The 22,490-nt window shown below is 69.9% G+C and carries 25 protein-coding genes and 1 tRNA gene; 9 read left to right on the forward strand and 17 right to left on the reverse strand.

Features of this window, described 5'->3' with window-relative positions:
* Nucleotides 1-207: 207 nt before the first annotated feature.
* On the reverse strand, nt 208-1,344 hold the full coding sequence (locus tag OG828_RS27215; protein ID WP_328362236.1) for an ABC transporter ATP-binding protein: 1,137 nt from the start codon (nt 1,342-1,344) through the stop codon (nt 208-210).
* 110 nt (nt 1,345-1,454) lie between these two features.
* Nucleotides 1,455-1,889: an ArsR/SmtB family transcription factor gene (locus tag OG828_RS27220; protein ID WP_328362239.1), complete on the reverse strand. Its 435-nt coding sequence runs from the start codon at nt 1,887-1,889 to the stop codon at nt 1,455-1,457.
* Nucleotides 1,890-2,023: 134 nt separating this feature from the next.
* Between OG828_RS27220 and OG828_RS27225 the strand changes: the two genes are divergently transcribed.
* Nucleotides 2,024-4,000, forward strand: coding sequence for a heavy metal translocating P-type ATPase (locus OG828_RS27225; protein WP_328502579.1), 1,977 nt, complete (start codon nt 2,024-2,026; stop codon nt 3,998-4,000).
* Here the strand turns inward: OG828_RS27225 and OG828_RS27230 are convergent.
* The 6 genes from OG828_RS27230 to OG828_RS27255 all read right to left on the reverse strand — a co-directional run bounded on the left by OG828_RS27230 (nt 3,936) and on the right by OG828_RS27255 (nt 9,265).
* Complete coding sequence (locus OG828_RS27230; protein ID WP_328502580.1) at nt 3,936-5,273, reverse strand: wax ester/triacylglycerol synthase domain-containing protein; 1,338 nt, start codon at nt 5,271-5,273, stop codon at nt 3,936-3,938. The genes OG828_RS27225 and OG828_RS27230 overlap by 65 nt on opposite strands.
* A 55-nt stretch (nt 5,274-5,328) precedes the next feature.
* Entirely contained in the window at nt 5,329-6,549 is a 1,221-nt protein-coding gene (locus OG828_RS27235; RefSeq protein WP_328502581.1) for a beta-ketoacyl-[acyl-carrier-protein] synthase family protein, read from the reverse strand.
* Complete coding sequence (locus OG828_RS27240) at nt 6,546-6,824, reverse strand: acyl carrier protein (RefSeq protein WP_328502582.1); 279 nt, start codon at nt 6,822-6,824, stop codon at nt 6,546-6,548. Before OG828_RS27240 ends, OG828_RS27235 begins: the two co-directional genes overlap by 4 nt.
* Nucleotides 6,825-6,847: 23 nt before the next feature.
* Nucleotides 6,848-8,089: a wax ester/triacylglycerol synthase domain-containing protein gene (locus tag OG828_RS27245; RefSeq protein WP_328502583.1), complete on the reverse strand. Its 1,242-nt coding sequence runs from the start codon at nt 8,087-8,089 to the stop codon at nt 6,848-6,850.
* 91 nt (nt 8,090-8,180) lie between these two features.
* A complete protein-coding gene (locus OG828_RS27250) occupies nt 8,181-8,453 on the reverse strand; it encodes a hypothetical protein (protein ID WP_301981997.1) in 273 nt (90 codons plus the stop codon).
* 62 nt (nt 8,454-8,515) lie between these two features.
* Nucleotides 8,516-9,265 carry a hypothetical protein gene (locus OG828_RS27255; protein WP_328362256.1) on the reverse strand — a complete coding sequence of 250 codons (750 nt, stop codon included), beginning with the start codon at nt 9,263-9,265 and terminating at the stop codon, nt 8,516-8,518.
* Between the two features lie 363 nt (nt 9,266-9,628).
* Here OG828_RS27255 and OG828_RS27260 point away from each other — a divergent pair, with 363 nt between their 5' ends.
* The 3 genes from OG828_RS27260 to OG828_RS27270 all read left to right on the forward strand — a co-directional run bounded on the left by OG828_RS27260 (nt 9,629) and on the right by OG828_RS27270 (nt 11,268).
* Nucleotides 9,629-10,120, forward strand: a complete 492-nt coding sequence (locus tag OG828_RS27260) for a hypothetical protein (protein ID WP_328362259.1) — start codon at nt 9,629-9,631, stop codon at nt 10,118-10,120.
* A 246-nt stretch (nt 10,121-10,366) separates the two neighbouring features.
* Entirely contained in the window at nt 10,367-10,660 is a 294-nt protein-coding gene (locus tag OG828_RS27265; protein ID WP_328362262.1) for a hypothetical protein, read from the forward strand.
* Between the two features lie 266 nt (nt 10,661-10,926).
* Nucleotides 10,927-11,268: a hypothetical protein gene (locus tag OG828_RS27270; protein ID WP_328502584.1), complete on the forward strand. Its 342-nt coding sequence runs from the start codon at nt 10,927-10,929 to the stop codon at nt 11,266-11,268.
* Between the two features lie 79 nt (nt 11,269-11,347).
* Here OG828_RS27270 and OG828_RS27275 read toward each other — a convergent pair whose 3' ends face one another.
* The 4 genes from OG828_RS27275 to OG828_RS27290 form a co-directional block, all read right to left on the reverse strand.
* The gene (locus OG828_RS27275; RefSeq protein WP_246886026.1) at nt 11,348-11,692 is read right to left on the reverse strand and encodes a hypothetical protein; all 345 of its coding nucleotides are present in this window, start codon (nt 11,690-11,692) and stop codon (nt 11,348-11,350) included.
* A 269-nt stretch (nt 11,693-11,961) separates the two neighbouring features.
* Nucleotides 11,962-12,297 carry a hypothetical protein gene (locus OG828_RS27280; protein WP_328362270.1) on the reverse strand — a complete coding sequence of 112 codons (336 nt, stop codon included), beginning with the start codon at nt 12,295-12,297 and terminating at the stop codon, nt 11,962-11,964.
* A 323-nt stretch (nt 12,298-12,620) separates the two neighbouring features.
* Nucleotides 12,621-12,986, reverse strand: a complete 366-nt coding sequence (locus OG828_RS27285) for a hypothetical protein (RefSeq protein ID WP_328362273.1) — start codon at nt 12,984-12,986, stop codon at nt 12,621-12,623.
* A 211-nt stretch (nt 12,987-13,197) separates the two neighbouring features.
* Entirely contained in the window at nt 13,198-13,506 is a 309-nt protein-coding gene (locus tag OG828_RS27290) for a hypothetical protein (RefSeq protein ID WP_155058054.1), read from the reverse strand.
* 336 nt (nt 13,507-13,842) lie between these two features.
* On the opposite strand from OG828_RS27290, the gene OG828_RS27295 reads away from it, so the two are divergent.
* Nucleotides 13,843-14,901 carry a methyltransferase gene (locus OG828_RS27295; RefSeq protein ID WP_328502585.1) on the forward strand — a complete coding sequence of 353 codons (1,059 nt, stop codon included), beginning with the start codon at nt 13,843-13,845 and terminating at the stop codon, nt 14,899-14,901.
* Nucleotides 14,902-14,930: 29 nt separating this feature from the next.
* Nucleotides 14,931-15,614 carry an SDR family NAD(P)-dependent oxidoreductase gene (locus OG828_RS27300; RefSeq protein ID WP_328502586.1) on the forward strand — a complete coding sequence of 228 codons (684 nt, stop codon included), beginning with the start codon at nt 14,931-14,933 and terminating at the stop codon, nt 15,612-15,614.
* A gap of 59 nt (nt 15,615-15,673) precedes the next feature.
* Here OG828_RS27300 and OG828_RS27305 read toward each other — a convergent pair whose 3' ends face one another.
* Complete coding sequence (locus tag OG828_RS27305; protein ID WP_328502587.1) at nt 15,674-16,726, reverse strand: methyltransferase; 1,053 nt, start codon at nt 16,724-16,726, stop codon at nt 15,674-15,676.
* Between the two features lie 134 nt (nt 16,727-16,860).
* On the opposite strand from OG828_RS27305, the gene OG828_RS27310 reads away from it, so the two are divergent.
* Both OG828_RS27310 and OG828_RS27315 read left to right on the forward strand, forming a co-directional pair.
* Nucleotides 16,861-17,844 carry a helix-turn-helix domain-containing protein gene (locus tag OG828_RS27310; RefSeq protein ID WP_328502588.1) on the forward strand — a complete coding sequence of 328 codons (984 nt, stop codon included), beginning with the start codon at nt 16,861-16,863 and terminating at the stop codon, nt 17,842-17,844.
* A 105-nt stretch (nt 17,845-17,949) separates the two neighbouring features.
* Complete coding sequence (locus OG828_RS27315) at nt 17,950-18,579, forward strand: proteophosphoglycan 5 (RefSeq protein ID WP_328502589.1); 630 nt, start codon at nt 17,950-17,952, stop codon at nt 18,577-18,579.
* Between the two features lie 42 nt (nt 18,580-18,621).
* Here OG828_RS27315 and OG828_RS27320 read toward each other — a convergent pair whose 3' ends face one another.
* The 4 genes from OG828_RS27320 to OG828_RS27335 all read right to left on the reverse strand — a co-directional run bounded on the left by OG828_RS27320 (nt 18,622) and on the right by OG828_RS27335 (nt 20,865).
* A complete protein-coding gene (locus OG828_RS27320) occupies nt 18,622-18,912 on the reverse strand; it encodes a hypothetical protein (RefSeq protein WP_328362291.1) in 291 nt (96 codons plus the stop codon).
* Between the two features lie 406 nt (nt 18,913-19,318).
* Nucleotides 19,319-19,395 (reverse strand) — tRNA-Thr (locus OG828_RS27325).
* A gap of 135 nt (nt 19,396-19,530) precedes the next feature.
* On the reverse strand, nt 19,531-20,007 hold the full coding sequence (locus tag OG828_RS27330) for a GNAT family N-acetyltransferase (protein ID WP_328502590.1): 477 nt from the start codon (nt 20,005-20,007) through the stop codon (nt 19,531-19,533).
* A 9-nt stretch (nt 20,008-20,016) separates the two neighbouring features.
* Nucleotides 20,017-20,865 (reverse strand): aminoglycoside phosphotransferase family protein, encoded by an 849-nt coding sequence (locus tag OG828_RS27335; RefSeq protein WP_443062517.1) that lies wholly within the window; start codon nt 20,863-20,865, stop codon nt 20,017-20,019.
* Nucleotides 20,866-20,958: 93 nt separating this feature from the next.
* On the opposite strand from OG828_RS27335, the gene OG828_RS27340 reads away from it, so the two are divergent.
* A complete protein-coding gene (locus OG828_RS27340) occupies nt 20,959-22,362 on the forward strand; it encodes an NAD(P)/FAD-dependent oxidoreductase (protein WP_328502592.1) in 1,404 nt (467 codons plus the stop codon).
* Nucleotides 22,363-22,490 lie beyond the last annotated feature (128 nt).

A 22,490-nucleotide genomic window follows, 5' to 3' on the forward strand; every position in this document is an offset into this window, starting at 1 on the left:
TTGGCGACATTCAGTCACCGGTTCGGGGGATAGAGAACCGCCTCGAATCGGGCACGGCGTTGACGTACGGCACTCGAAATGACCGGTCTGCCGGGGTATTTGTCGACAACGAGAAGGGCCCCGCAGCGCTCTGCGGGGCCCTCTTCGTCAACCTGGGTGAATTACCCGGGGTTGTACTTCCTGTCCTCGGCGCGAGCCGTCAGTGCGTCAGTCGGTGAGACGCTCGCCCGTGGAGGTCGAGAACACGTGGGTCTCGCCCGGCCGCGGCACGACGTGCAGCGTTGCGCCCTTCTCCGGCACCGCACGCCCGCTGACACGGACGACCAGGTCCTTCAGGACGTCGTCGACCTTGGCGCTGCCGTAGACGTAGCCGTCGGCGCCCAGCTCCTCGACGACGTTCACGGAGACGGCGAGGCCCGCCGGGGCGTCCTCGCTGTCCTTCGTCAGGGACGCCGCGGCGCCGCCGTTCTGCTCGACGATGTCGAAGTGCTCGGGGCGGACACCGACGGTCACGGTGGTGTCACCCTTGTCGGCGGCGGCGCTGAGCGCCTCGCGGTTGACGGGCACCACGCTGTTGCCGAACTTCACACCGCCGTCGGTGATCGGGACCTCGACCAGGTTCATGGCGGGGGAGCCGATGAAGCCGGCGACGAAGAGGTTGGCCGGGCGGTCGTACATGTTGCGCGGCGAGTCGACCTGCTGGAGCAGACCGTCCTTGAGCACGGCGACGCGGTCGCCCATCGTCATGGCCTCGACCTGGTCGTGGGTGACGTAGACGGTGGTGATGCCGAGACGGCGCTGCAGCGACGCGATCTGCGTACGCGTGGAGACACGGAGCTTGGCGTCGAGGTTCGACAGCGGCTCGTCCATGAGGAACACCTGGGGCTCACGCACGATGGCGCGACCCATGGCGACACGCTGGCGCTGACCACCGGAGAGGGCCTTCGGCTTGCGGCCGAGGTACTCGGTGAGGTCGAGGATCTTCGCCGCGTCCTCGACCTTCTGGCGGATCTCCGTCTTGTTGACGCCCGCGATCTTGAGCGCGAAGCCCATGTTGTCGGCGACCGTCATGTGCGGGTAGAGCGCGTAGTTCTGGAACACCATGGCGATGTCCCGGTCCTTCGGCGGGAGGTGGGTGACGTCGCGGTCGCCGATGCGGATGGCGCCGGAGTTGACGTCCTCGAGCCCCGCGAGCATCCGGAGCGAGGTGGACTTGCCGCAGCCGGAGGGACCGACGAGGACGAGGAACTCGCCGTCGCCGACCTCGATGTCCAGACCATCGACGGCGGGCTTCTCGGTGCCCGGGTAGATCCGGGTCGCCTTTTCGAACGAGACAGTGGCCATGGTGAATGGGCCCCCTTCTACCGGCAGGAACGTGCCGGACGATCCGTTGTAGGAAGGTGGTGCCACTACGGGTGGTTCCGTTGTGGTGTAGTCCACATAAGTGAACTGGGTCAGGACGGTACCTGGCGTTCACCTGGTCTGTCAGTACCTGGACCGGTGTGAACTTCGCCGAAATTTTCGAGGACCTCCGCCGGAGCGTCCCGCAACCCCAGCCGCAGATGCTCCACGTGATAGAGGGCTTGGTCGAGCAATTCGGCCACGTGGTTGTCGTAGAGCGCGTAGATCACGGACCGGCCGCGCCGCTCACCCGTCACCAGCCCCAGATTGCGCAGCAGCCGCAGCTGATGCGAGCAGGCGGACTGTTCCATGCCCACGGCGTCCGCGAGCTCGGTGGCCGCGCACGGGCCCTCCTGGAGCCGGGCCAGGATCCGCAGGCGTGACGGGGTGGCGAGGGCCTGCAGCGTGGTGGCGACGTCTGCGGCGCCCACGGCTTCGAGGCGTTCCCGTGCCGTGGCAGAGGTCTTGGCGTCCGTTCCGTGGCCCATGGTCTTCATCCTACGGACGCCCATCCATGAACGTATGAATGGGTCTTCATATAATCCTGTACGGTGAAAACAGCGGCGCCGGACTCACGGCCGACCGCCCCCTCGTCATGCCCTCGTGAAGGACACCCGCGCCCATGCCCTCCACCCTCACCCAGCCGACGGCGGACCGGACCGCGCCGCCGCGGCCGCCGGAAGCCATCCGCCGCCGCACCCGCGTCCTCGCCCTCCCCGAGGCCCGCTGGGCCGTCGCGGCCACCGCCTTCTTCCTGCTCGCGCTGCCGCTCCAGCTGGCCGGCGCCCCCGCCTGGACCTGGGGCCCGCTCTATGCCCTGTCGTACGCCACCGGCGGCTGGGAGCCCGGCTGGGAAGGCCTCAAGGCCCTCAGGGACAAGACCCTCGACGTCGACCTGCTGATGATCGTCGCCGCCCTCGGCGCCGCCTCCATCGGCCAGGTCATGGACGGCGCCCTGCTCATCGTCATCTTCGCCACCTCGGGCGCCCTGGAGGCCCTGGCCACCGCCCGCACCGCCGACTCGGTCCGCGGCCTGCTCGACCTGGCCCCCGCCACGGCGACCCGCCTCACCCCCGACGGCGGCGAACAGACCGTCGCCGTGGAGGAGTTGAGGGTCGGCGACATCGTCCTCGTACGCCCCGGCGAACGCGTCGGCGCCGACGGCCGCGTGCTCGACGGAGCCAGCGAGGTCGACCAGGCGACCATCACCGGCGAGCCACTGCCGGTCGCCAAGGAGCCCGGCGACGAGGTCTTCGCGGGAACCCTCAACGGCACGGGTGCCTTGCGCGTCCGCGTCGAGCGGGACGCCTCCGACTCCGTGATCGCCCGGATCGTCCGGATGGTCGAGGAGGCCTCCGAGACCAAGGCCCCCACCCAGCTGTTCATCGAGAAGGTCGAACAGCGCTACTCGGTCGGCATGGTCGCTGCCACCCTCGCCGTCTTCCTCGTACCGCTCGCCCTCGGCGCCGCGCTCACCGGCTCACTGCTGCGGGCGATGACCTTCATGATCGTCGCTTCGCCGTGCGCGATCGTTCTTTCCACCATGCCGCCGCTGCTGTCCGCGATCGCCAACGCCGGACGCCACGGTGTCCTGGTCAAGTCGGCGGTGGTGATGGAACGCCTGGGCCAGGTCGACACCGTCGCCCTCGACAAGACGGGCACCCTCACGGAGGGCACCCCGCGCGTCACGGACGTAACCCCCCTGCCGGCTTCCGGCCTCGACGAATCCGCCCTGCTCACCCTGGCCGCAGCCGCCGAGCACCCCAGCGAACACCCGCTGGCCCGCGCCATCGTGGCCGCGGCCCGCGAACGCGGTCTCACGCTGCCGGAGACCGAGAACTTCGACTCCACACCGGGCGTCGGGGTGACCGCCGGGATCGACGGCCGCACCGTCGCCGTGGGCGCCCCCGCACGCCTGCTGAACGACACAGGTGACACGGCCGCCCTGGTCGCGCGACTGGAGGACGACGGCCGTACGGCGGTCCTGGTGACGGTCGACGGCACCCCGGCCGGAGTGCTGGGCATCGCCGACCGCCTGCGCCCGAACGCGGCGGCCACGATCACCTCCCTCGCGGCCCTCACCGGAACCAAGCCCGTGCTGCTCACCGGCGACAACCCGCGCGCCGCCGCCCACGTGGCCGCCGAGGTCGGCATCGACGACGTACGCGCCGGGCTGCTCCCCGAGCACAAGGTCGCCGCGGTGAAGGAGCTGGAGGCCGCGGGCCGCAAGGTGATGGTGGTGGGCGACGGCGTCAACGACGCCCCCGCTCTCGCCGCCGCTCACTCCGGCGTCGCGATGGGGCGCGCGGGTTCGGATCTCGCGCTGGAGACGGCGGACGCGGTGATCGTCCGAGACGAACTCACCACGGTGCCCGCGGTGATCGCCCTCTCGCGCCGGGCACGGCAGCTGGTGGTGCAGAACCTGGTGGTCGCCGGTGTGTTCATCGCGGTGCTGGTGACCTGGGACCTGGCGGGGACGCTGCCGCTGCCGCTCGGTGTGCTCGGGCACGAGGGGTCGACCGTGCTGGTCGGCCTCAACGGTCTGCGGCTGCTGCGGGAGGCTGCGTGGCAGCGGGCGGAGCGTGAGTCGGGGCGCTGAGCCGCGGCTCCGTACGACGCGGGGAGGGGGCGGCTCCGGACGCCGCCACCGCTTGCAGCTCCTGGGCCACGGCGGCGCCGATCATCTCGGCGTCGCCGGCCCGCAGATGGCTGACGACGGTCAGGGTGTAGGCGTCGGCGGTGTGGACGAGGCAGAGGTTCGCCGTGCCCGGCGGGGACAGCTGCGGCAGCGGAACGATGCGCGCCAGGGGACGGCCGTACAACCGGCTGGGGCTGTCCCGCCACTTGAACGCGGTGCACAGGCTGGTGGTGATCTCGGGGCGCGCCAGGCGCTTGGCCATCACCTCGGCCAGCCACGGCACGGTCCGCGCGGAGGCCTGCAGCGCGGGCAGGATCGCGCGGTGGGCGTCGCAGCGGTGATGCAGCGCGGCGACCAGGTCCTGGCATGCCTGGAGACGTTCCACCGGGGAGGCGATGTCGACGGGCAGCGGGATGCGCAGCACGGTGACGCCGTTGCCGAGTTGCCCCGCGCTGTGCCGGGTCCGCAGGTCGACCGGCACCGTGGCGTACAGGGGGGTCGGCCCCTTGGGCCAGGAGCGCAGGGGCCCGTAGCAGGCGCGGAGGGCGCCGGCGTAGGCGCTCAGGAGCAGTTCGTTGAGTGTCGCTCCGCGCCCGCCGGACGGCTGGCGGCGGGCCGTGCGCATGGTCTGCGGGTCGAGGCCGACCATGGCCACCGACGGCCGCATGCCGTCGGCGGGCGTCGGAGGAAGGGGCTGGCTGGGGACCCCGATGCGGTGCAACTCCCGGAGCACGGTGGCCGCTTTGATGCGCGGGCGCCCCGCTGCCGTAGCCGGTCCGAGCGCGGACGGCGGTGCGGCGTCGTCCATCAGCATCCGGAAGAGCGTCTCCAGGGATCTGCCGTCCAGCAGTGCGTGATGGGCGAGCAGCACGATGGCGTGCTCGCCCGCCGGGGTGGCGTGCGGGGCCACCAGCAGTCGCCACAGTGGCCGTTCGGGCGGCAGCGGGTGCCCGACGCCCGCGGTGAGCAGGGAGTCCAGGTCCTGGTCAGTGGCGGTGATGTGCGCGGCGGGATCGAAGGGCCGGGCGGCCGACCACCGGTGGCCCGACAGCGCCGCCGGCCCGGCGGGAGGCCGCAGCACCTGGCTCATCCGGTCCAGTTCGCCCCATCGCTCGCGGACTCGGGACCGCACCTGCTCCAGGTCGAACGGCGTTCCGGGAAACACCGCGGCGATGCCGATCGTCCCCGGCAGCCCATTGCGGAGGTGCCCCTCGTCGAAGGCCGACAGCCTCATGTTCCACAGCCTCTTTCCTTGGTGGTGCAGCTGCCCGGGCCCCCGCCTCGGTCGATCAACCGTCGGGCGAGTCGAACACGGCACAGGCGTTGTGGCCGCCGAACGCGAAACTGCTGCTGATCACCGGGCCGTCCGGGATCTTGCGTGGCTCGGCCGTGACCACGTCCAGTTCGCATCGGGGGTCCAGCCGCGTGAGATGGGCGGTCGGCGGGGCGAGCCCTTCACGCACCGACCAGGCCGCGATCACGGCCTCCACCGCTCCCGCCGCCCCCAGCGCATGCCCGGTCACCGCCTTGGGGGCGGTCACGGGCACCCCACCCGGGCCGAACAGGGCGGTGATGGCCTGCGCCTCCGCGAGGTCGTTCAACTGGGTGCCGGTGCCATGCGCGTTGACATGGGTGACGGCGTCCGCAGTCGTCCCCGCGTCGGCGAGCGCCTGCTCCATGCACGCCCGGGCACCGGCGCCGTCGGGATGCGGTGCCGTGAGGTGGTAGGCGTCGGAGGTGCGCCCGTACCCGGTGAGCGTGGCGTAGATCCGGGCGCCCCGCGCGCGGGCCAGGTCCAGCCGTTCCAGCACCAGGAACGCCGCCCCTTCGGCGAGGACGAAGCCCCGCCGCCCCTCGTCGAACGGCCGTGACGCGGACGCGGGTTCCTCGCAATCCGTGACCATCGCACCGGACCGGCCGAAGGCAAGCGCGGTCGTAGGGGTCAGCGGAGCTTCGTGTCCCCCCGCCACCACCACGTCCGCGCCCCCCGCCCGGATCATCTGCAGTGCCTCACCCACCGCATGCGTCCCGGAGGCACAGGCGGTGGAGACCGTCAGACTGGGGCCGGTGATACCGAGCTTGGCGCTGACCCAGTACGCCCCCGCGTTGTGCATCAGCCGCGACGCGTACAGCACATCGGGCCGCCCGATGCCGTTCTCCTGACTGATCACCCCGCCGTAGCCGGTCCCGGTGACCACCGCCCGCCGCTCCGCCGGCACATGCAGCCCCCCGGCATCCTCCACGGCGTCCACGGCGGCACACACCGCCAACTGCGCCGAACGGTCCGCCCGCCGCACCTCCTTGGGCGTCAGCTGTCCGCTCGGGTCGAAGTCGGTCATCGGACCCGCCGGGTATACGACGGCTCCCTCGTCTGCTCCCTTCTCGTCGAAGGCATGCAGCGAGATCGCCGAACGGCACTCCACCAGACTCGCCCACAGCGCGGCCGGCGTCGCTCCGGCCGCGCAGCGAACCCCCAGGCCCGTGACGGCGACGGCGTGGCCGGGCGTCACCGGGCGGCGAGGGGGCCGTGGCCGGCGTGGGTGCGCAGCCTCACGATGAGGTCGGCGACATCACCCACGGTGGACACCCCGGAGGTGTCGGTTCCGCGCAGGGACACCCCGAACTCGTCCTCCGACGCCGCCTGCAGCTCGGTGATGTCCAGACTGTCGGCGCCCAGATCGGCCACCAGCCGGGCCTGCGGCAGGACCGCCTCCACCGGCACCGACATCACCCGCGCACACAGCGGTCGCAGCGCTTCCCATACGTCCACATGTTCCACGTCCATGCAGCGTCTCCGTTTCCTGGTGCTCACAGTGATGGCGTCGAGGTACGAGCCCATGTCTCAAACTCCGTGACGACCGCGTCGGCGAGCCGTCGCGCGTCGTCCGGGCGCAGGTTGCACACCACGGTCAACGTGACCGCGTCCCCTGCCTGGGCCAGGGCGAAGCTGGCGGTGCCCGGGTGGTGCAGGGGCGGCAGCCCCACAGTGCGCACGAGCGCGTGGCCCCGGAACGTGCTGGGGCCGCCGGGCCACTTGACGGCGGTGGTCGCGGTCGCCGCGAAGCAGGAGTGGCGACCACGGCTGGTGAGAAGTCTGGTCACCCAAGGGCCGGTCCGCCGTGCCGCTTCCGCGGCGGGAAACAGCACCGAGGCGTGCACGGCGGCCCGTGCGGGAACCGCGGCCAGCGCGGCCTGCCCCGCCCGCAGCCGCGCCAGGGGCCCGTCCACATCGACGGGCAACGGCACCCGAATCACCGTGAGGGCATTGCCCAGTTCGCCCGGATCGGCCCGGCTGCGCAGATCACACGGCACAGCCGTGTACACGGGTTCATCCCGCTGCCGCCACCGCCGTACCGGACCGTACTGATCCCGCATCGCCCCGGCCACCGCGCCCACCAGCAGCTCGTTCAACGTCGAGCCCCGCCCGTCGGCAGGCTGCCGACGGGCGGCCCGGACCGTCTGCGCCGGCAGCGCGCTCACCGCGACCGAGGAGTACGTCCGCCCCGGCGACGGCATCGGCAGGGCCTGCCCCGCGGCCGTCATCACCCGGAGTTCCCGGCCCACAGCTCGCAGCCCGGCACGCGACAGCGGCGCCGGCCGGGCAGCCGCCCGCACCGCTCCAGGACTGTCCATCAACGAACGCATCAACGTGGCCAGCGAGCGCCCGTCCAGCAGCACATGCTGCGCCACGAGCGCCAGGGCGAAACCGCCGTACGCCGCGTCCGGGACCACGTACAGCCGCCAGGGCGGCACCCCGCCGACGAGCGGCCGGTCCACGCTCTGCGCCCACAGGTCGTCCACCTTGTGCCGGGCCAGGACGACATGGACGTCGGGGTCGAACGGTCCCGGTACGACCCACCGCGCGCGCCCGCCGCCGCTTTCCGGACGGTCGAGCACACAGTTCATCCGCTCCAGATGCGCCCACCGCTCGGTGACGCGCGCCCGCACCCGCGCCACATCGGGCTGCTCACCGGCGAAGACCGCCGCCAGGCCGACAACTCCCGGACACCCGTTGAACAGCAGCATCTCGTCGGCACAGGACAGTCTCATGCGCTAGGTCGCCCTACCCTTCCTCGTCCAACGCCCGCACCGTGACGGTGCGGGCGTTGGACTGCGAGGCCGATCGCCTCGAACCGTCTGCTCAGAACGCTTCGCTGTTGCAGCCCATGTCCGAACCGAGGTCGGTGGGCTGCGCACCCGGGTTCCCCTCGCCGTTGAGCGCGTTGCCCAGCGCGCCGTTGATGGCGCCGATGCTGCCGAGGATGTCGATGTTCATGTCGTGCGAGCGGCACTCGATGCTCTGGTTGACGTCGAAGTCGTTGCCCGGCCCGTGGGCGACGGCAGGGCTGACACCGAAGGAGCCGACACTGCCGAGGACGGCGCCCACGAGAGCGGCCTTCTGAAGCTTGCGCATTTCTTCTCCGTTGAACGAGCGGATGAACTGAACGAGCGGAATGACGAACTGCGGTGCGGCGATCAGCCGAGTCGGGGCAGGCCCAACTGACCCACGGGGGGCGCCGCGACCTGACCGAGGCCGAGCCCGGGCACCTGCGGTGTGCCGCCGGTCGGCGCGATCAGCGGGTTGATGAGCGGGTTCACCTCGGGGTTGAACTGCGGGTTCACCTGCGGGGCGACGCGCGGCGCGGGCTCCGGCTCGAAGACCTGGGGTACGTCGAGCTGCGGGGCGACCTTCGGCGTGACCTGCGGCGCCGTCTGCGGTGAGACCTGCGGTACGACCTCCGGCCGCTGCGCGTGCTGCGAGCCGTGCGGTGAGCTGGAGGCCTGCGCGTTGCCGGTCGAGGTGGCGACGGCGGAGGCCTGACCGCTGTGCTGCGGGGCCGGGGCGGGCGCCGGCGGTGCGTACTGCGGCGCCGGCTGGGCGTAGGACTGCGGACCGCTGACCTCCGCCGTGCCCTGCGAACGGGCCACCGCCGTGGCCTGCGGCGGGGGCGCCTGGTACTGCGGGGCGGGCGCGGGCGCGTAGTACTGCGGCGGGGGCGCCTGGTACTGCGGGGCGGGTGCCGGTGCGTAGTACTGCGGCGGCGGCGCCTGGTACTGGGGCGCGGGCGCCGGGGCGTAGTACTGAGGTGCCGGGTAGTACGGGGGTGGAGGCGCCGCGGTGTAACCGCCGTACCCGGGAGAGTCGGCGTGGCTGACGCCGGCGCCGATGGCGGACAGACCGCCGGCCGTTGCTACGACGAGCGCGGCCTTGTGAAGCTTGCGCATGGAACCCCTCGGCCCTTCATTACCTGTACAGGGAAAATCCGTTGTATTCAGTGCAGTCTTGCGTGCGATCAGTCTGATGTTCGTGCTGCGCCCTAACAGGGGTAACTCCTGGGCTGATTCATGATCGCTGCCCTCTCTCAGCTGGCAACGAAATTTCCCCCGGCCTGGTCACGGGGTGAGAAAAGCCGTCACTCATTTGCCATCGGTCGGATTATCGGTTCTGTTTTTCGGGCCGCAGCAAATGGGTGACCACACCCCGACTCACGTGACTGACGCCGCACTTGGCTCGTTCCAGCAACAGCCGCACTGGTCATCAGCAACGCAATACGTTCCGTGCACAGGTCAATGAAGGGCCGAGGTTTCATGCGCAAGCTTCAGCAGGTCGCGCTCGTCGTCGCAGCAGCCGGAGGTCTGTCCGCCGTCGGTGCCGGTCCCAGCCACTCCGCCCCTGTGGCGTACAACGGTGCTCCGCCGCCCGTTTCGCAGCAGGACGCCCAGGCCACCTCGATGACCTCCGCCCAGGCCACGTCGCAGAACTCCGGCTCGTCGGCCCCGCGGCGGATGGCGCTGCCGACGCGGGGCGCCGATGTCAGCCCGCAGGTCAACCCCCAGTTCAACCCGAAGCTCAGCCCGAACATCTCCCCGCAGGCAGCTCCGCACACGGGCCCGGGGCAGGGTGAGGTCGGCCAGACCAACCTCTTCCGCCCGTCCCAGGAGTGCAGCCCGCAGTCCCTGCTCAACGCGGCTGTCCCGGTCGCCGTACTCGCCGCCGCCGAGAACCGCGGCATCGACTGCGGCCAGACCAACAGCCAGGCGAACTCCCTCGCTCACGCCCGCGCCACCACCACGCGATAGGGCAGCACAGGCGGCCGTCCGCCTGAGCAGACCGAACGGCAGCTGATCGACCCGCAACGGGCCCTTCGAGGATCGACCTCGTAAGGGCCCGTTCGTATGTGATGGGGCGTCAGGGTGCTTCTGCCGCGCGATCACGAAACCCGGCGCGTCGCCGGACATTTCGGGATACTTCGTATTAACCTCCCGTAACTGTACGAAGTCGATCTTTCGCGGATCGCACCCACACCTCACTCCACCGGAGATGACATGCACAAGCTTCGCAAGGCCGCCGTCGTGATCGTCGCCCTCGGCAGCGTCGGGATCCTGAGCGCCGGCACCGCCGCCGCCAACGGCCAGGACGGTCACGGCAAGAAGGACGGGGGCAAGTTCAGCGTCCTGCAGAGCTCCAACTGCAAGTCGCACGACCTGAACCTCGACGTCCTCGGCCAGGTCGGCGTCCTCAACGGCCTGCTGGGCAACGCGCTCAACGGCGAGGGCAACTCGGGCGGCCAGGACACGCACCTGGGCTCGTCCATGGGCTGCAACAACAGCGCGTTCTAATCGCGCGACGGTCGCACAGGCGGCCGACGGCCGGAAAGCAGGTCCCGGCATCGAGTCTCAGGCTCGGTGCCGGGGCCTTTTTCATGTAGTAGTGAAATTGCTATTTATTATTAAGCAAAGGGAATTCACCGGAATCGGCCAAGGTGGTGAGAATTGCCTGAATTCGGCGTGCCGCTGAGTGCTCCAAAATTCTTCTTATTACCCTCTGTAACCGTACGAAGTCGATCTGTTACGGATCGCACCACTTCACTCCATCGGAGATGAACATGCACAAGCTCCGCAAGGCCGCCGTTCTGGTCGCCGCCCTCGGGGGCGTCGGGCTCCTGGGCGCCGGTACCGCCCACGCCGACGGGGGCCCGGGCGGCTGGAGTTCGGGTGACCGGGGCCACCACGGCAAGCATCACGAAGGCCGCAAGAGCAGCCCGACCCTCAACGTCGCGCAGAGCACGTCCTGCAAGTCGCACGACGCCAACGTCAGCGTCCTCGGCCAGGTCGGCATCCTCGACGGTGCGGCCGGCAACCTGCTGAACGGTGAGGGCAACCCGGGCGCGCAGGAGACCGGCCTGGGCTCGTCCATGGGCTGCAACAACACCTTCGGTGGCAAGTAGGGGCAGTAAGGGCTGATCCCTTCCCCTGCAAAATGCCGGACCGGGAGAACATCCCGGTCCGGCATTTTTCGATCGCGCCTCAGAAATCGAATTTAGGCAGCTTGAACCCCTTGGGCAGCGGCACATTGTTGGAGCACTCCACGACCGGCCCGACCCTCGTGGTCCCGCTGTTCCCCACCCCGTGCTGGGGGAACACCAAGCGCGGCCGTTCGACCGTCGAGCAGTCGTGCTTCTGCTGGACGACAGTGCCGTCCTTGCCCTTGTGGACGTTCTCGCTCTTGCGAACACACGTGATGTCGCCCTGGGCGGAGGTCTTGCAATCATTCGAGGGCACTGCGGCGTACACCTGCCCGGCGCCGCCGTAGATCACGGCGAGGGTTCCGACGAGCCCCGAGATGGTTGCGATCTTCTGTCGACCGATCATGTGCTGCGTTCCTTTGCGGATCCGAAATGCCAGAGCCATCGCCCGGCGCGATATCAGCTGCGTCCGGCGATGGCATTGCTGCAGCCCGGGCGCGCACCCTGGTGGGTCTGCCGCGCGTCCGGGCTGCCTTCACATCGTGTGATGTGCATAAAGTGTCCGATGAAATTCGATGCGCCTGCCGTGACGCTCCGATGCTATATGCCTGGGAAACGGCCTACGGCGACAATCGCAGTGCCCTGAAATTCGCGCATCGAACTCTCGGCGCTTCTTTACTTGGCGATGTAGGGAGTGGAGTACTCGCCGAAGCCCTCCGGCGCGGCGTACTGGGGAGCGTACGGAGCGGCCTGGGGGGCGGCCTGCGGAGCAGGCTGGGGAGCGGCGGCCTGGGGAGCGGCCTCCGGCGCGGCAGCCCGGTGCGGAGCGGAGTGCTTTCCGTGCGGAGCGCCCCACGTGGCCACGGCGTTGGCCTGCGAGGTGGCCACCGCGGTGATGTCCGGTCCGTCCCAGCCGCCCTCGTGGGCGGAGGCCGTGCCGGCGCCGGCACCGAAGGCGGACAGCCCTGCGACCGCTGCGGCTACGACCGCAACGCGCTGAAACTTGCGCATTGAATTGACCCTTTCTTTCCGGGGCGTGAAGCCCTGGCTTGACTACTTAGTGTGAGCATATACACGCGAACCGTAGCAATTTGGGATCTATTGCCCTTCTGTGTGTCGTGTCGGCTCATGCCGAGGCACCCCTTTCGTTCGCCTATTGCCGTGCGCTCGGAGAGGGGTGAGAGAGCTGGTGTTGTTGGGGCAACGACGGTTCCCCGAGGGGGAGTCACGGGCGGTGGGGCGCGGTCACCCGTTTGCCGAAACGGCGGATGGCCGGACCAGGTCGACCTGGTCCGGCCATCCGCCGTAGGGGAGTTGAGGAGGCTGACGGGGCGTCAGCCGCCCAGCAGGCGTTGCAGCGGCGTGCGGTTGTCGCTGCTGGTGTCGACGGCCGGCGCCTCGGACGTCGGGTCGGCACAGGTGATGTGCGGCCCGATCCGTGTCTGCCCGTTGTTCAGCAGGCCGGGAGCGGGCAGGGTCAGGGGCTGCGTCGGCTGGCAGTTCACGCTCCGACGGATGGTGAACCCGTCACCCTCGGGCGTCTGACCCACGATCCGCTGGGTGCAGACGATGTTGCCCTCGGCGTCGAGTGCGCAGACGCCCGGGCCTCCTGCCGCGTGGGCCTGGGTGACGCCGACGAAGGTCATGGCGAGGCCGCCGAGAATCCCCGAGACGGCCGCGATCTTCTTTCCGTTGAACATGTGTTGCGTCTCCTTGGTGAGGGGTGCCCCGGGCGTCGTGCGCCGCGAACCGGCCGCGCCGGGTCCTGGGGTGTCGGAGAGGCGGACCCCGGCGTCCGGCCGATGTCCGGGCGCTGGGGTCCAATTCGCTTACGAAGTGAAGGGCCGGCCTGCTGACGGCACTGGTGCTTCGGGGCCCGTGAGGGCGTCGCGCACGACTGTGCCGCCGACCTCAGTCAGTGAAGGCGTTGTTGAACTGGCCGCAGGTGGTGTCGAAGGTCTCGGCGAGACCGAGCAGGCCGATCGGGAGGTCGCCCTCGGCCACCGTCTGCGGGCTGCACTCCTGGTACGGCCGGTAGAGGTCGGTGACGGACACCTGCGCCCGGGTGGGGGCCTGCTTGTGGGACACGTGCGGCCGGTCGGACTTGTGGCCGTGGCCGCCACCGTCGGCGTAGGCGGCAGTGGCACCCGCACCGGCACCGACGGCGGTCAGGCTGCCGGCCGCCGCCGCGACGATCATGACCTGCTGAAGCTTGCGCATGGAACCCTCGGTCTTTCACTACATGTACGTCGAGGCTGATTGCCTACTGTGACTGAACGAACACTAGCAGTAGCGATCTACGCTATTCCACACCGGTGATATCCCGTGTCCCGACGGGGATATAAGGGTGTGCGAGGGATCTTGTGCTGTGGCGAGTCGGCTCAATAGGGCTTGACGCGGGCTTAATTGACGAAGGTCTGAAGATCGGCCAGGAGTTCACAGGGTCGTAAGGCACGGAAATCCCATTGATGTGTCGCTCATCTGCAAGCGCCCCCCACACCGACCCGAACAGAATTGCAGGCCTCTGCGACACGAGAGGCACGAGGTACGACTTCCATGACCGACCTGACCACGACACCCGCAACGGACGAGGCCGCCGGCGACCCGGCGGCGGATGTCGCGAGCCTGATGCAGATGATCGCCGGCGGGGCGATCCTGCAGACACTGCACGCGGTTGCCGAACTCAACATCGCCGACCACCTTGCCGAGGGAGCACGCACGGCGAAGGAGGTGGCCGAGCGCGAGGGCAGCCATGAGCGATCCACCTTCCGTCTGATGCGCGCCGCCGCGTCGCTTGGAGTGCTCAGCTACGAAGGGGCGGGGCGCTTCGGCCTGACCGGGCGGGGCCAGATGCTGCGTACCGATGTGCCGGGCTCCCTGCGCTCCTTGGTGCTGATCCAGGCCGGTGAGTCGCACTGGCAGCCCTGGAGCCTGTTCCCCGAGGCGGTGCGGCAGGGCGCGAGCCAGGCGAAGAAGGCATTGGGCGCGGACGTATTCGACTACTACGCGCGGCCGGAGAAAGCCGACGAGGCCCGGCTGTTCGCCGACTCCATGCGCGACTTGGCCGGCATGGTGACCCAGGGCATCCTGGCCGAGGCCGACACCGAGGGCCTGTCCACCGCCGTCGACGTCGGTGGCGGGGACGGACACCTCGTACTGGCACTCATGGAGGCCAATCCCGCTCTGCACGGCCAGGTACTCGACCTGCGGCACGCCATCGAGGATGCGAGCCGGCAGGCCGAACGGCGGGGCCTGTCCGACCGTTTCGCCGGTGTGCCGGGCGACTTCTTCCTCGAGGTGCCCAGCGCGGATCTCTACCTCCTCAAGACCGTGCTCCACGACTGGGACGACGAGCGCTGTACGACGATCCTGCGCAACTGCCGTTCCGCGGCGCACGAAGGCGGGCGCGCCCTGGTCGTGGAAATGCTCGTCGACAACGAGATCGGCAAGCCCGACTTCGCCACCATCGCGGACGTGACCATGCTGTGCGTGACGGGCGGCATCGAACGAGACCTGGACGAGTTCGACGCGCTCTTCGCCGCCACCGGCTGGCGCCGCGGCAGGACCTACCCCGTCGGCGGTGGCTACCACGCCATGGAACTCGAGGCCGTCTGACCACCGGGTTCACAGTTCAGGGGAATGCCATGTCAACAATCCTCATCACCGGCGCCAATCGGGGAATCGGCTACGAGACCGCCCGAGCACTTATTGCCGAGGGTCACACCGTATGGATGGGCTGTCGGGACAAGGCCCGAGGCGAGCGCGCCGCCGGCGAGTTGGGCGGGCGATTCGTATCGCTCGACGTCACCGACGACGCCTCCGCACGAGCCGCCGCCGCGACCATCGGCCGACTCGACGTACTGGTCAACAACGCGGGCCTGCTGGAGCCGCCGACGCACATCGGGGACCTCACGTCCGACCTCGTGCACCAGGTTTTCGACACGAATGTCTTCGGTGCCGTACGCGTCACGACGGCCTTTCTGCCCCTCCTGGCGGAGTCGGCGCGGCCGGCGGTCGTCAACGTGACCAGCAGCATTGGTTCGTTGGCCAAATCGGCCGATCCGGACGACGAGTTCAACGCCTACCCGCAGGATGTGTACCGCGCTTCCAAGGCGGCCCTGAACATGTTCACCGTCCAGTACGCCAAGGCATATCCGGCTATGCGGATCAACTGCGTCGACCCCGGTCTGACGGCGACCGACATGATGGGCGGTCAGGTGGGCCAGCCGCCGGCCCAAGCGGCCGCGATCGTCGCCAAGGTTGCTCTCCTCGGCCCGGACGGGCCGACCGGCCAGTTTCTCGGTGCCGACGGGGTCGTCCCGTGGTGACGTGCTGACCGCCCGGAGTTCCGTCAGCCAGGGCCGCCGCGCCCTGGCTGCGCTCGTGTTCAGCTGATCGTCGCCTCGATGATCGAGTAGGGAGTCGACGTCGGCACGACCCTGTCGATGCTGATGCCGGCGGCGTTCAGCAGCGCCTCGTACTCCGCCCGGGTGCGTTCCTTACCGGTGCCCATGGCGAGCATGGTGAGGTCGATCGCCTTGGCCATGTGCGGCTCGTCGCCGTCCGGCATCACGGTCTCGAAGATCAGCACCCGGGCATCCGGCCCACCGGCCTTGGCCACTGACTGGAGCAGGCGGACGGCGGCGGCGTCGTCCCAGTCGTGAAGGATGTAGCTGAGTACGTAGATGTCCGCGAACGGCACGCTGTCGAAGAAGTCACCGGCGACGACCTCGACCCGGCCGTCGAGCCCCCGGGCGGCGATGTTGGACCGCGCCGCCGGCGTCATCGCGGGGAGGTCGAAGACGATCCCCCGGCGGTCGGGCAGATCCTTGATGAGTTCGGCCAGGACGGTGCCGTCGGCTCCCCCGAGGTCGGCGACGAGCTCACCGGCGGGCAGTGCGTAGTCGTCGAACATGCCGGTGCGGAAACCGTTGGTGACCGCGGCCATCGCTTCGCTGAACTGCTGCGTTCGGGCCGGGTCTTCGGTCAGCCAGTCGAAGAAGGGCTTGCCGAGGTAGTGGTCCGAGGCGGGCTCGCCCGTTCTGAGCGTGTGGAGCAGATCGCTGAACGGTGCGTAGTGGGTCTCCATCCACATGAGCGTCACCGCGTGCACCGAGTCGGCGGCGTTGCGGGACAGCGTCGCGCCGATGGGCGTCAGGGACACTCGATCGCCGTCGAGGACGAACACCCCCATCGAGGCGAGCGTGCGCAGCAGACGGCGCAGGGGCTCGGCCTGCGCGCCGGACTTCTCCGCCAGTTCGCTCACCGTCAGCGGGCCCCCGGCCTCGTCCAGCATCGTCGGCAGGTCCAGCTTGGCCACGACGTAGACGGCCTGGGAGACCTGAAAGCCTCCCGTCATCTGCAACATGACGTCTACCGGCTTCGGCATCGGCGGGTTCATCAGCGCGCTCTCCTCTTTGTCCTCATGTGCGTGAAGCACCCGGAACCTCCCGGGGTTTGCTCCTTCCGACGAAGCTTAGAAAGGTCGGCGCGGCACGACCTTGAACCACAGCGGCATCAGGACGGAACATCCGCGCCACGGGACAACGTTGTCGGGGTGCATGGAGGTAGACGATGAACAACGCTGCACCAAAGGCCGAGCGGTCGCGCGGGGCGTTCTTACTGGACTCCACCAGCGCGGGCGTCGGGGCGCGCGGGTTCGACGCCTTACGGGACGTATGGGAGACGCAGATCGGCGATGTCTTCCAACTGCCGAGCTTCAGTCCGGCCACGATCGGTGACCTCCGCGTCAAGGGCCGCGCCGCCAAGGTGCGTGACGTGGCCATCGCCGATGTCCGCAGTGTGTCGGCCCTCGCGGGCACCCCGGGTGACGATCACGATGCGGTGGTGATGCACGTGGTGCGGCGCGGCAGATGGACATTGGACGACCCGCCCGATCCTGGCCGACACACGGTTTCGGCCGGGCAGTTCCGCCTCCGGCACTTCGTACGGCCCTACGCGTTCGAGACGACGCCGCACACGACGACGAAGATCCTCGCTCTGCCCGCCGCAAGGCTCAGCCCCCTTCTCGGGGACCGGATCATCACCGGGCCGGCGGACTCGGCCGAGGTGCGTCTGCTGGTGGCCCACACGAACATGGTCCACGAGAACATCGCCGACCTCGGCCCGGCCGGTGTGCACGCCGCCCACAGCGCCCTGATCGAGCTGGCCAAGGCGGTGGTGCAGGGGCAGTTCGACGATGCGGAGCCCCGGTTGGCTCCCGCGCTCGCCCAGGCCGCGAAGGACCTCGCCGACAGCCATCTCGCCGATCCCGAACTGTCTCCGGCGATGCTGGCGAGCCAACTCAACGTCTCCCTACGTACGTTGCAGCGGGCGTTCGCCGCCTCGGGAGAGTCCGTGGCCGCCTACATCCGCGAGCGGCGGCTGGAAGAAGCCCGCCTCGCCCTCTCCGCCCCGTCCGGTCGGCGGCTGACCGTCTCCGAACTCGCCGCCCACTGGCACTTCGCCGACAGCAGCCACTTCATCCGCGCCTTCAAAAAGCACTACGGCCGGACACCCGCCGATTACGCGGCCTCGACCAGCCCGGCCGAAAGCTGACCCGGCAGTGGACCGAGGGCGACTGTCAGAGGTGCGCGCTTGAATGGGCGTGGCCGAACCGTTCCCGGGACGACGGCAGACTTGGAGAGAGAGGTGGACTCCACCATGGGGCTTGTGACGCTCGACCTGCCCGCGCCGGCACGGATGCGGGGCCGCTGGGCGGCATTCGCCGCGCTGTTGGCGGCCAGAGGGTGGGCAGACGGGTGCTACGCGCGCGGCTCCGTCTGGCACTTCGACGACGGCGGCGGCAACTGGGTGGACCTGCACCACGTCGGCGAGGGCCGCGCCGTCATGCTGGGCAACGACCATGAGTATTCGGAGACGTACTACGGCCCCGCCGCGGAGTATTTCGGCGAGGACGAGACCGACCTGCTCGCGGGGGCGCCCGACTGGTGGCGGCCGGTGGTGTCACAGGTGATGGCGACGGACGAGTACGTGGGCTTTGTCTACGGCTTCGACGGCACCCGGTGGCAGCGCGCCGAGTACGACCTCACGGACGGTTTCCTCAGCGTCGGCCTGCCCGCCCTGAATGCCGACCGCACCCACAAGAGCGTCGTCGAGTTCACCCAGGACGCGCCGGGACTCGGCGGGGCGGCGCCTCGTACGGACGCCATCGACGCACTCATCGCGGCAGACGGCGCCGTGACGGAGGCGCATGTGACGGCCGTGATCGGGAAGGGCGGCTGGGACGCCGCGGCGGGGGCGGCGGCGGCCCGGGAGTTCCTGGCTGCCTGAGCGTGACACGGGCCTGTGCGGCGACGGCGACGTCGCCCGTACTCAGTGCCAGTCCACGGCGTCGTACATGTACACCACCAGTGCGCGGCCCTCGGCGCGCGAGGCGGCGCGGGCCATCTCCGTCGCGGCGGCGTAGTCGTACGCGTCCTCGGCGGCGGTCATCTCGGTCGGCGACGTCAGGATCCGGTATCCGCAGACGCCGCGCCGCCAGTTGTCCAGGTACAGCGTCTCGCCGGCGGGCGGGTTCACCGGGTCGACGCGAGAGTCGCGGTGCAGGACCGGCCATTCCCGTACGAGGTCACCGTGGCGGTGGACGGCCACCTTCTGTGCCATCCGCAGGATCTTGTAGCCCCACGGGATGTACAGGTGCAGATCGCGGTGGCCGAACCAGGCGGGATCCGTGAACGCCGATGTGGGCCGGTGGCCGCAAGAGGATGTACTGCGTCTCGGTGCGCTCGCTGTCGAAGGGATCGAGACGGTCCGCCTCAGCCGGCGGGTAGGGCCAGTAGTCCATGGGCCCGATGCTGCCAGACCCCTCTGAGCGGCCATCCATGTCGTCGTGGTGCCGGTGGCCGGGGGTCCGGGGGCGGCACTCGGGAGAGGGTCCCGTGGCCTGCCCTCGACAACCGCTTCGACGCCGACGAGTCCAGGGGCTCACCGGCCTTGCGGCGGCCGGCCCGCAGGGCCTGTGGCCGAGGCTACGAGGTCTCGAGCCCTGCGGGCTGGTTGTCCATCTTCATGGAGCCCCCTGTCGGACTCGAACCGACGACCTGATCATTACAAGTGACCCGCTCTGGCCATCTGAGCTAAGGAGGCATCGCGTACAACGATGCCGTACGCGAAGGCGGCACCACTGTACACAGAGCGCGTTTCTCCAAGCCACGAGGTTCGTGGCGTGTAGCGGTGTCAGGACGCTGCGTAGCGGGATGCCGCGATCGGGGGATCTGCCGGTCAGGCCGTGCCCAGCTTCGTCAGGGCCTCGTCCGTCAGTCGGTACACCGTCCACTCGTCCTGGGGGCGGGCGCCCAGGGACTCGTAGAAGTTGATCGCGGGGCGGTTCCAGTCGAGGACGGACCATTCCAGGCGGCCGTAGCCGCGGGTCACGCACAGGTGGGCCAGTTCGGTGAGCAGGGCCTTGCCGTGGCCGGCGCCGCGGGCGGTGGGGCGGACGTAGAGGTCTTCCAGGTAGATGCCGTGGACGCCGCGCCAGGTGGAGAAGTTGAGGAACCAGAGGGCGAAGCCCACCGGTGCGCCGGTCGTGTCATCGGCGGCGATGTGGGCGTGGGCGGCGGGATGGTCGCCGAACAGGGCGTCGTGGAGCTGCTGTTCCGTGGCCCTGGCCTCGTGCGGGGCCTTCTCGTACTCGGCGAGTTCGCGGATCAGGGTGTGGATGACGGGGATGTCGGCGGGTGCCGCGGGGCGAATCATGGGGCGAGGTTAGCCAGGGTGGTTCCGCAGGCGCCTGGCGATTTCCAACTGCCGTTCTTCCAGCGGGCGTTCGTCCTCGATGTCCCAGAGGGCGTTCTGGAGCAGCCTGCCCAGGGTCCACGCACGCGCGCGTGCCCGGTCCAGGCCGAGGACGTCCGTCATCGCGTCGAAGCGCCAGACGATGTCGTCGGCGTCGAAGCGGTTGTCGAGGGCGGGCCACAGTTCGAAGCCGGGGTCGCCGGACAGTGGTTTGGGGTCGATCGCGAGCCAGGGGGCGCGGTCGGAGGCGAGGACGTTCTCGTCGTGCAGGTCCCAGTGGAGGAGGCGGTCGCCGGGCTCGTCCACGACCTCGCGTACGGCGGCTGCGCAGTCGGCGACCAGGCGGCGGGCCTCCGGGTCGGGGATCCGCTGGAGCGCCCAGGGGGTCTGGCCCAGCATGGCCTGCGCGATGTCGCCGAGCCGGCGCATGCCGTGCGGTGCGGGGACGGACGTCAGGTGGGCCAGCAGCCGGGCGATGATCAGCACGGCCTCGCGGGTGTCGTCGAGGTGCGACAGCATGCGGTTCTCGTCGAGGCGTTCGAGGAGCATCGTGCCGGTGGCCGGGTCGTGGTCGAGGAGCCGTACCGCCCCGTCGCCGTCCCAGATGCGCAGCGCGACCGGTTCGCCCTCGCTCTCCTCGTCGAGGAGTTGCAGCTTCAGGACGGCTGCCGTGCCGTCCGCGCGGACGACGGGCACGACCAGGGCACCGACCCCGTGCATCGGCCGGCCGTCGACCGTCAGCTGCCAGCGGGCCAGGAAGGCGGCCGTCAGGTCGGGGAGTCCGGCGATGAAGGCGCGGCCAGCTTCCCCGTTGTACATCTGCTGTGACGCGGCGAGCTCCTGCGGAATGTCGACCACCTTGTGACCGTACTGGCGTGGGGGAACCGGCTCACGCGAATTAATGTCCTCGCCATGAGCAGCTCGGCGAGCGGTGCCACAAACGGCGGTATCTCCTTCTGGTACGCGGACGACGGACTCCCGGCGGTGCGGGAGCCGCTCGCCGGTGACGCGTCGGCGGATGTCGTGATCGTCGGCGGCGGTTATACGGGACTGTGGACGGCGTACTACTTGAAGAAGGCGGCGCCGTTCCTGCGTATCACCGTCCTGGAGCAGAAGTTCTGCGGGTACGGGGCCTCGGGGCGGAACGGCGGGTGGCTGTACAACGGGATCGCGGGGCGCGACCGGTACGCGAAACTGCACGGCCACGAGGGCGCCGTACGACTGCAGCGGGCCATGAACGACACCGTGAGCGAGGTCGTCGAGGTCGCCGCGGCGGAAGGGATCGACGCGGACATTCATCGCGGCGGGGTCCTCGAAGTCGCCCTCGGGCCAGCCCAGTTGGCGCGGCTGAAGGCATTCCACGAGCGCGAGCTGTCGTACGGCGAGAAGGACCGCGAGCTGTACGGCGCCCGCGAGACCGCCGAGCGGATCCGGGTGATGGATGCCGTCGGGTCGAGCTGGACGCCCCATGGGGCGCGGGTGCATCCGGTCAAGCTGGTGAAGGGGCTGGCGGCGGCCGTCGAGGCGCTCGGGGTGAGCGTGTACGAGCGGACGCCGGTGACGGAGATCCGGCCGAAGCACGCGGTGACGCCGTACGGGACGGTCCGGGCGCCGTATCTGCTGCGCTGCACCGAGGGGTTCACGGCCGGCCTCAAGGGTCAGAAGCGGACCTGGCTGCCGATGAATTCGTCGATGATCGCGACCGTGCCGCTCACCGACGAGCAGTGGGCGTCGGTCGGCTGGGACGGGCGGGAGACGCTGGGCGACATGGCGCACGCCTATATGTACGCGCAGCGCACTGCCGACGGGCGGATCGCGCTGGGCGGGCGTGGGGTGCCGTACCGGTTCGGATCGCGGACCGACAACGACGGGCGGACGCAGGAGACGACCATCGAGGCGCTGCGGGACATCCTCGTGCGGTTCTTCCCGTCGCTGGCCGGAGTGCGGATCGAGCATGCCTGGTCGGGGGTGCTGGGCGTGCCGCGCGACTGGTGCGCCGGCGTCACGCTGGACCGGTCGACGGGGATCGGCTGGGCGGGCGGTTACGTCGGTTCGGGCGTCGCCACCGCGAATCTCGCGGCGCGGACACTGCGGGATCTGGTGCAGCAGGACTCGGGGCAGGGCGGGCGGACCGAGCTCACCGATCTGCCGTGGGTCGGACACAAGGTGCGCAAGTGGGAGCCGGAGCCGTTGCGTTGGCTGGGGGTGCAGGGGATGTACGCGACGTATCGGGCGGCGGATCGGCGGGAGGCGATGATGCGGAGCGGGGAGACGTCGCGGCTGGCTCGGTGGGCGGATCGGGTTGCGGGGCGGTGAGCGGGCGGAGGCGTGCGGGGCGGGTTGCGGGGCGGTGACCGTGCGTGGGGGCTGGGCGGGGGTGGGTCGCGCAGCCCGGCGCTGACGGGGTGCCGCCTGCGCCCACCCGTGCCGCCCTAGGCGGCACG

The organism is Streptomyces sp. NBC_00457 (assembly GCF_036014015.1).
Lineage (GTDB): Bacteria > Actinomycetota > Actinomycetes > Streptomycetales > Streptomycetaceae > Streptomyces.

Coding starts and splice junctions, on each gene's coding strand:
- OG828_RS27275 (WP_246886026.1), bottom strand. CDS start 11,692: ATGATCGGTCGACAGAAGATCGCAACCATCTCGGGGCTCGTCGGAACC.
- OG828_RS27315 (WP_328502589.1), top strand. CDS start 17,950: ATGGGGCTTGTGACGCTCGACCTGCCCGCGCCGGCACGGATGCGGGGC.
- OG828_RS27320 (WP_328362291.1), bottom strand. CDS start 18,912: ATGGCACAGAAGGTGGCCGTCCACCGCCACGGTGACCTCGTACGGGAA.
- OG828_RS27245 (WP_328502583.1), bottom strand. CDS start 8,089: ATGAGACTGTCCTGTGCCGACGAGATGCTGCTGTTCAACGGGTGTCCG.
- OG828_RS27280 (WP_328362270.1), bottom strand. CDS start 12,297: ATGCGCAAGTTTCAGCGCGTTGCGGTCGTAGCCGCAGCGGTCGCAGGG.
- OG828_RS27215 (WP_328362236.1), bottom strand. CDS start 1,344: ATGGCCACTGTCTCGTTCGAAAAGGCGACCCGGATCTACCCGGGCACC.
- OG828_RS27270 (WP_328502584.1), top strand. CDS start 10,927: ATGCACAAGCTCCGCAAGGCCGCCGTTCTGGTCGCCGCCCTCGGGGGC.
- OG828_RS27240 (WP_328502582.1), bottom strand. CDS start 6,824: ATGGACGTGGAACATGTGGACGTATGGGAAGCGCTGCGACCGCTGTGT.
- OG828_RS27330 (WP_328502590.1), bottom strand. CDS start 20,007: ATGATTCGCCCCGCGGCACCCGCCGACATCCCCGTCATCCACACCCTG.
- OG828_RS27295 (WP_328502585.1), top strand. CDS start 13,843: ATGACCGACCTGACCACGACACCCGCAACGGACGAGGCCGCCGGCGAC.
- OG828_RS27265 (WP_328362262.1), top strand. CDS start 10,367: ATGCACAAGCTTCGCAAGGCCGCCGTCGTGATCGTCGCCCTCGGCAGC.
- OG828_RS27255 (WP_328362256.1), bottom strand. CDS start 9,265: ATGCGCAAGCTTCACAAGGCCGCGCTCGTCGTAGCAACGGCCGGCGGT.
- OG828_RS27220 (WP_328362239.1), bottom strand. CDS start 1,889: ATGGGCCACGGAACGGACGCCAAGACCTCTGCCACGGCACGGGAACGC.
- OG828_RS27310 (WP_328502588.1), top strand. CDS start 16,861: ATGAACAACGCTGCACCAAAGGCCGAGCGGTCGCGCGGGGCGTTCTTA.
- OG828_RS27340 (WP_328502592.1), top strand. CDS start 20,959: ATGAGCAGCTCGGCGAGCGGTGCCACAAACGGCGGTATCTCCTTCTGG.
- OG828_RS27285 (WP_328362273.1), bottom strand. CDS start 12,986: ATGTTCAACGGAAAGAAGATCGCGGCCGTCTCGGGGATTCTCGGCGGC.
- OG828_RS27300 (WP_328502586.1), top strand. CDS start 14,931: ATGTCAACAATCCTCATCACCGGCGCCAATCGGGGAATCGGCTACGAG.
- OG828_RS27250 (WP_301981997.1), bottom strand. CDS start 8,453: ATGCGCAAGCTTCAGAAGGCCGCTCTCGTGGGCGCCGTCCTCGGCAGT.
- OG828_RS27230 (WP_328502580.1), bottom strand. CDS start 5,273: ATGAGGCTGTCGGCCTTCGACGAGGGGCACCTCCGCAATGGGCTGCCG.
- OG828_RS27290 (WP_155058054.1), bottom strand. CDS start 13,506: ATGCGCAAGCTTCAGCAGGTCATGATCGTCGCGGCGGCGGCCGGCAGC.
- OG828_RS27260 (WP_328362259.1), top strand. CDS start 9,629: ATGCGCAAGCTTCAGCAGGTCGCGCTCGTCGTCGCAGCAGCCGGAGGT.
- OG828_RS27225 (WP_328502579.1), top strand. CDS start 2,024: ATGCCCTCCACCCTCACCCAGCCGACGGCGGACCGGACCGCGCCGCCG.
- OG828_RS27335 (WP_443062517.1), bottom strand. CDS start 20,865: ATGTACAACGGGGAAGCTGGCCGCGCCTTCATCGCCGGACTCCCCGAC.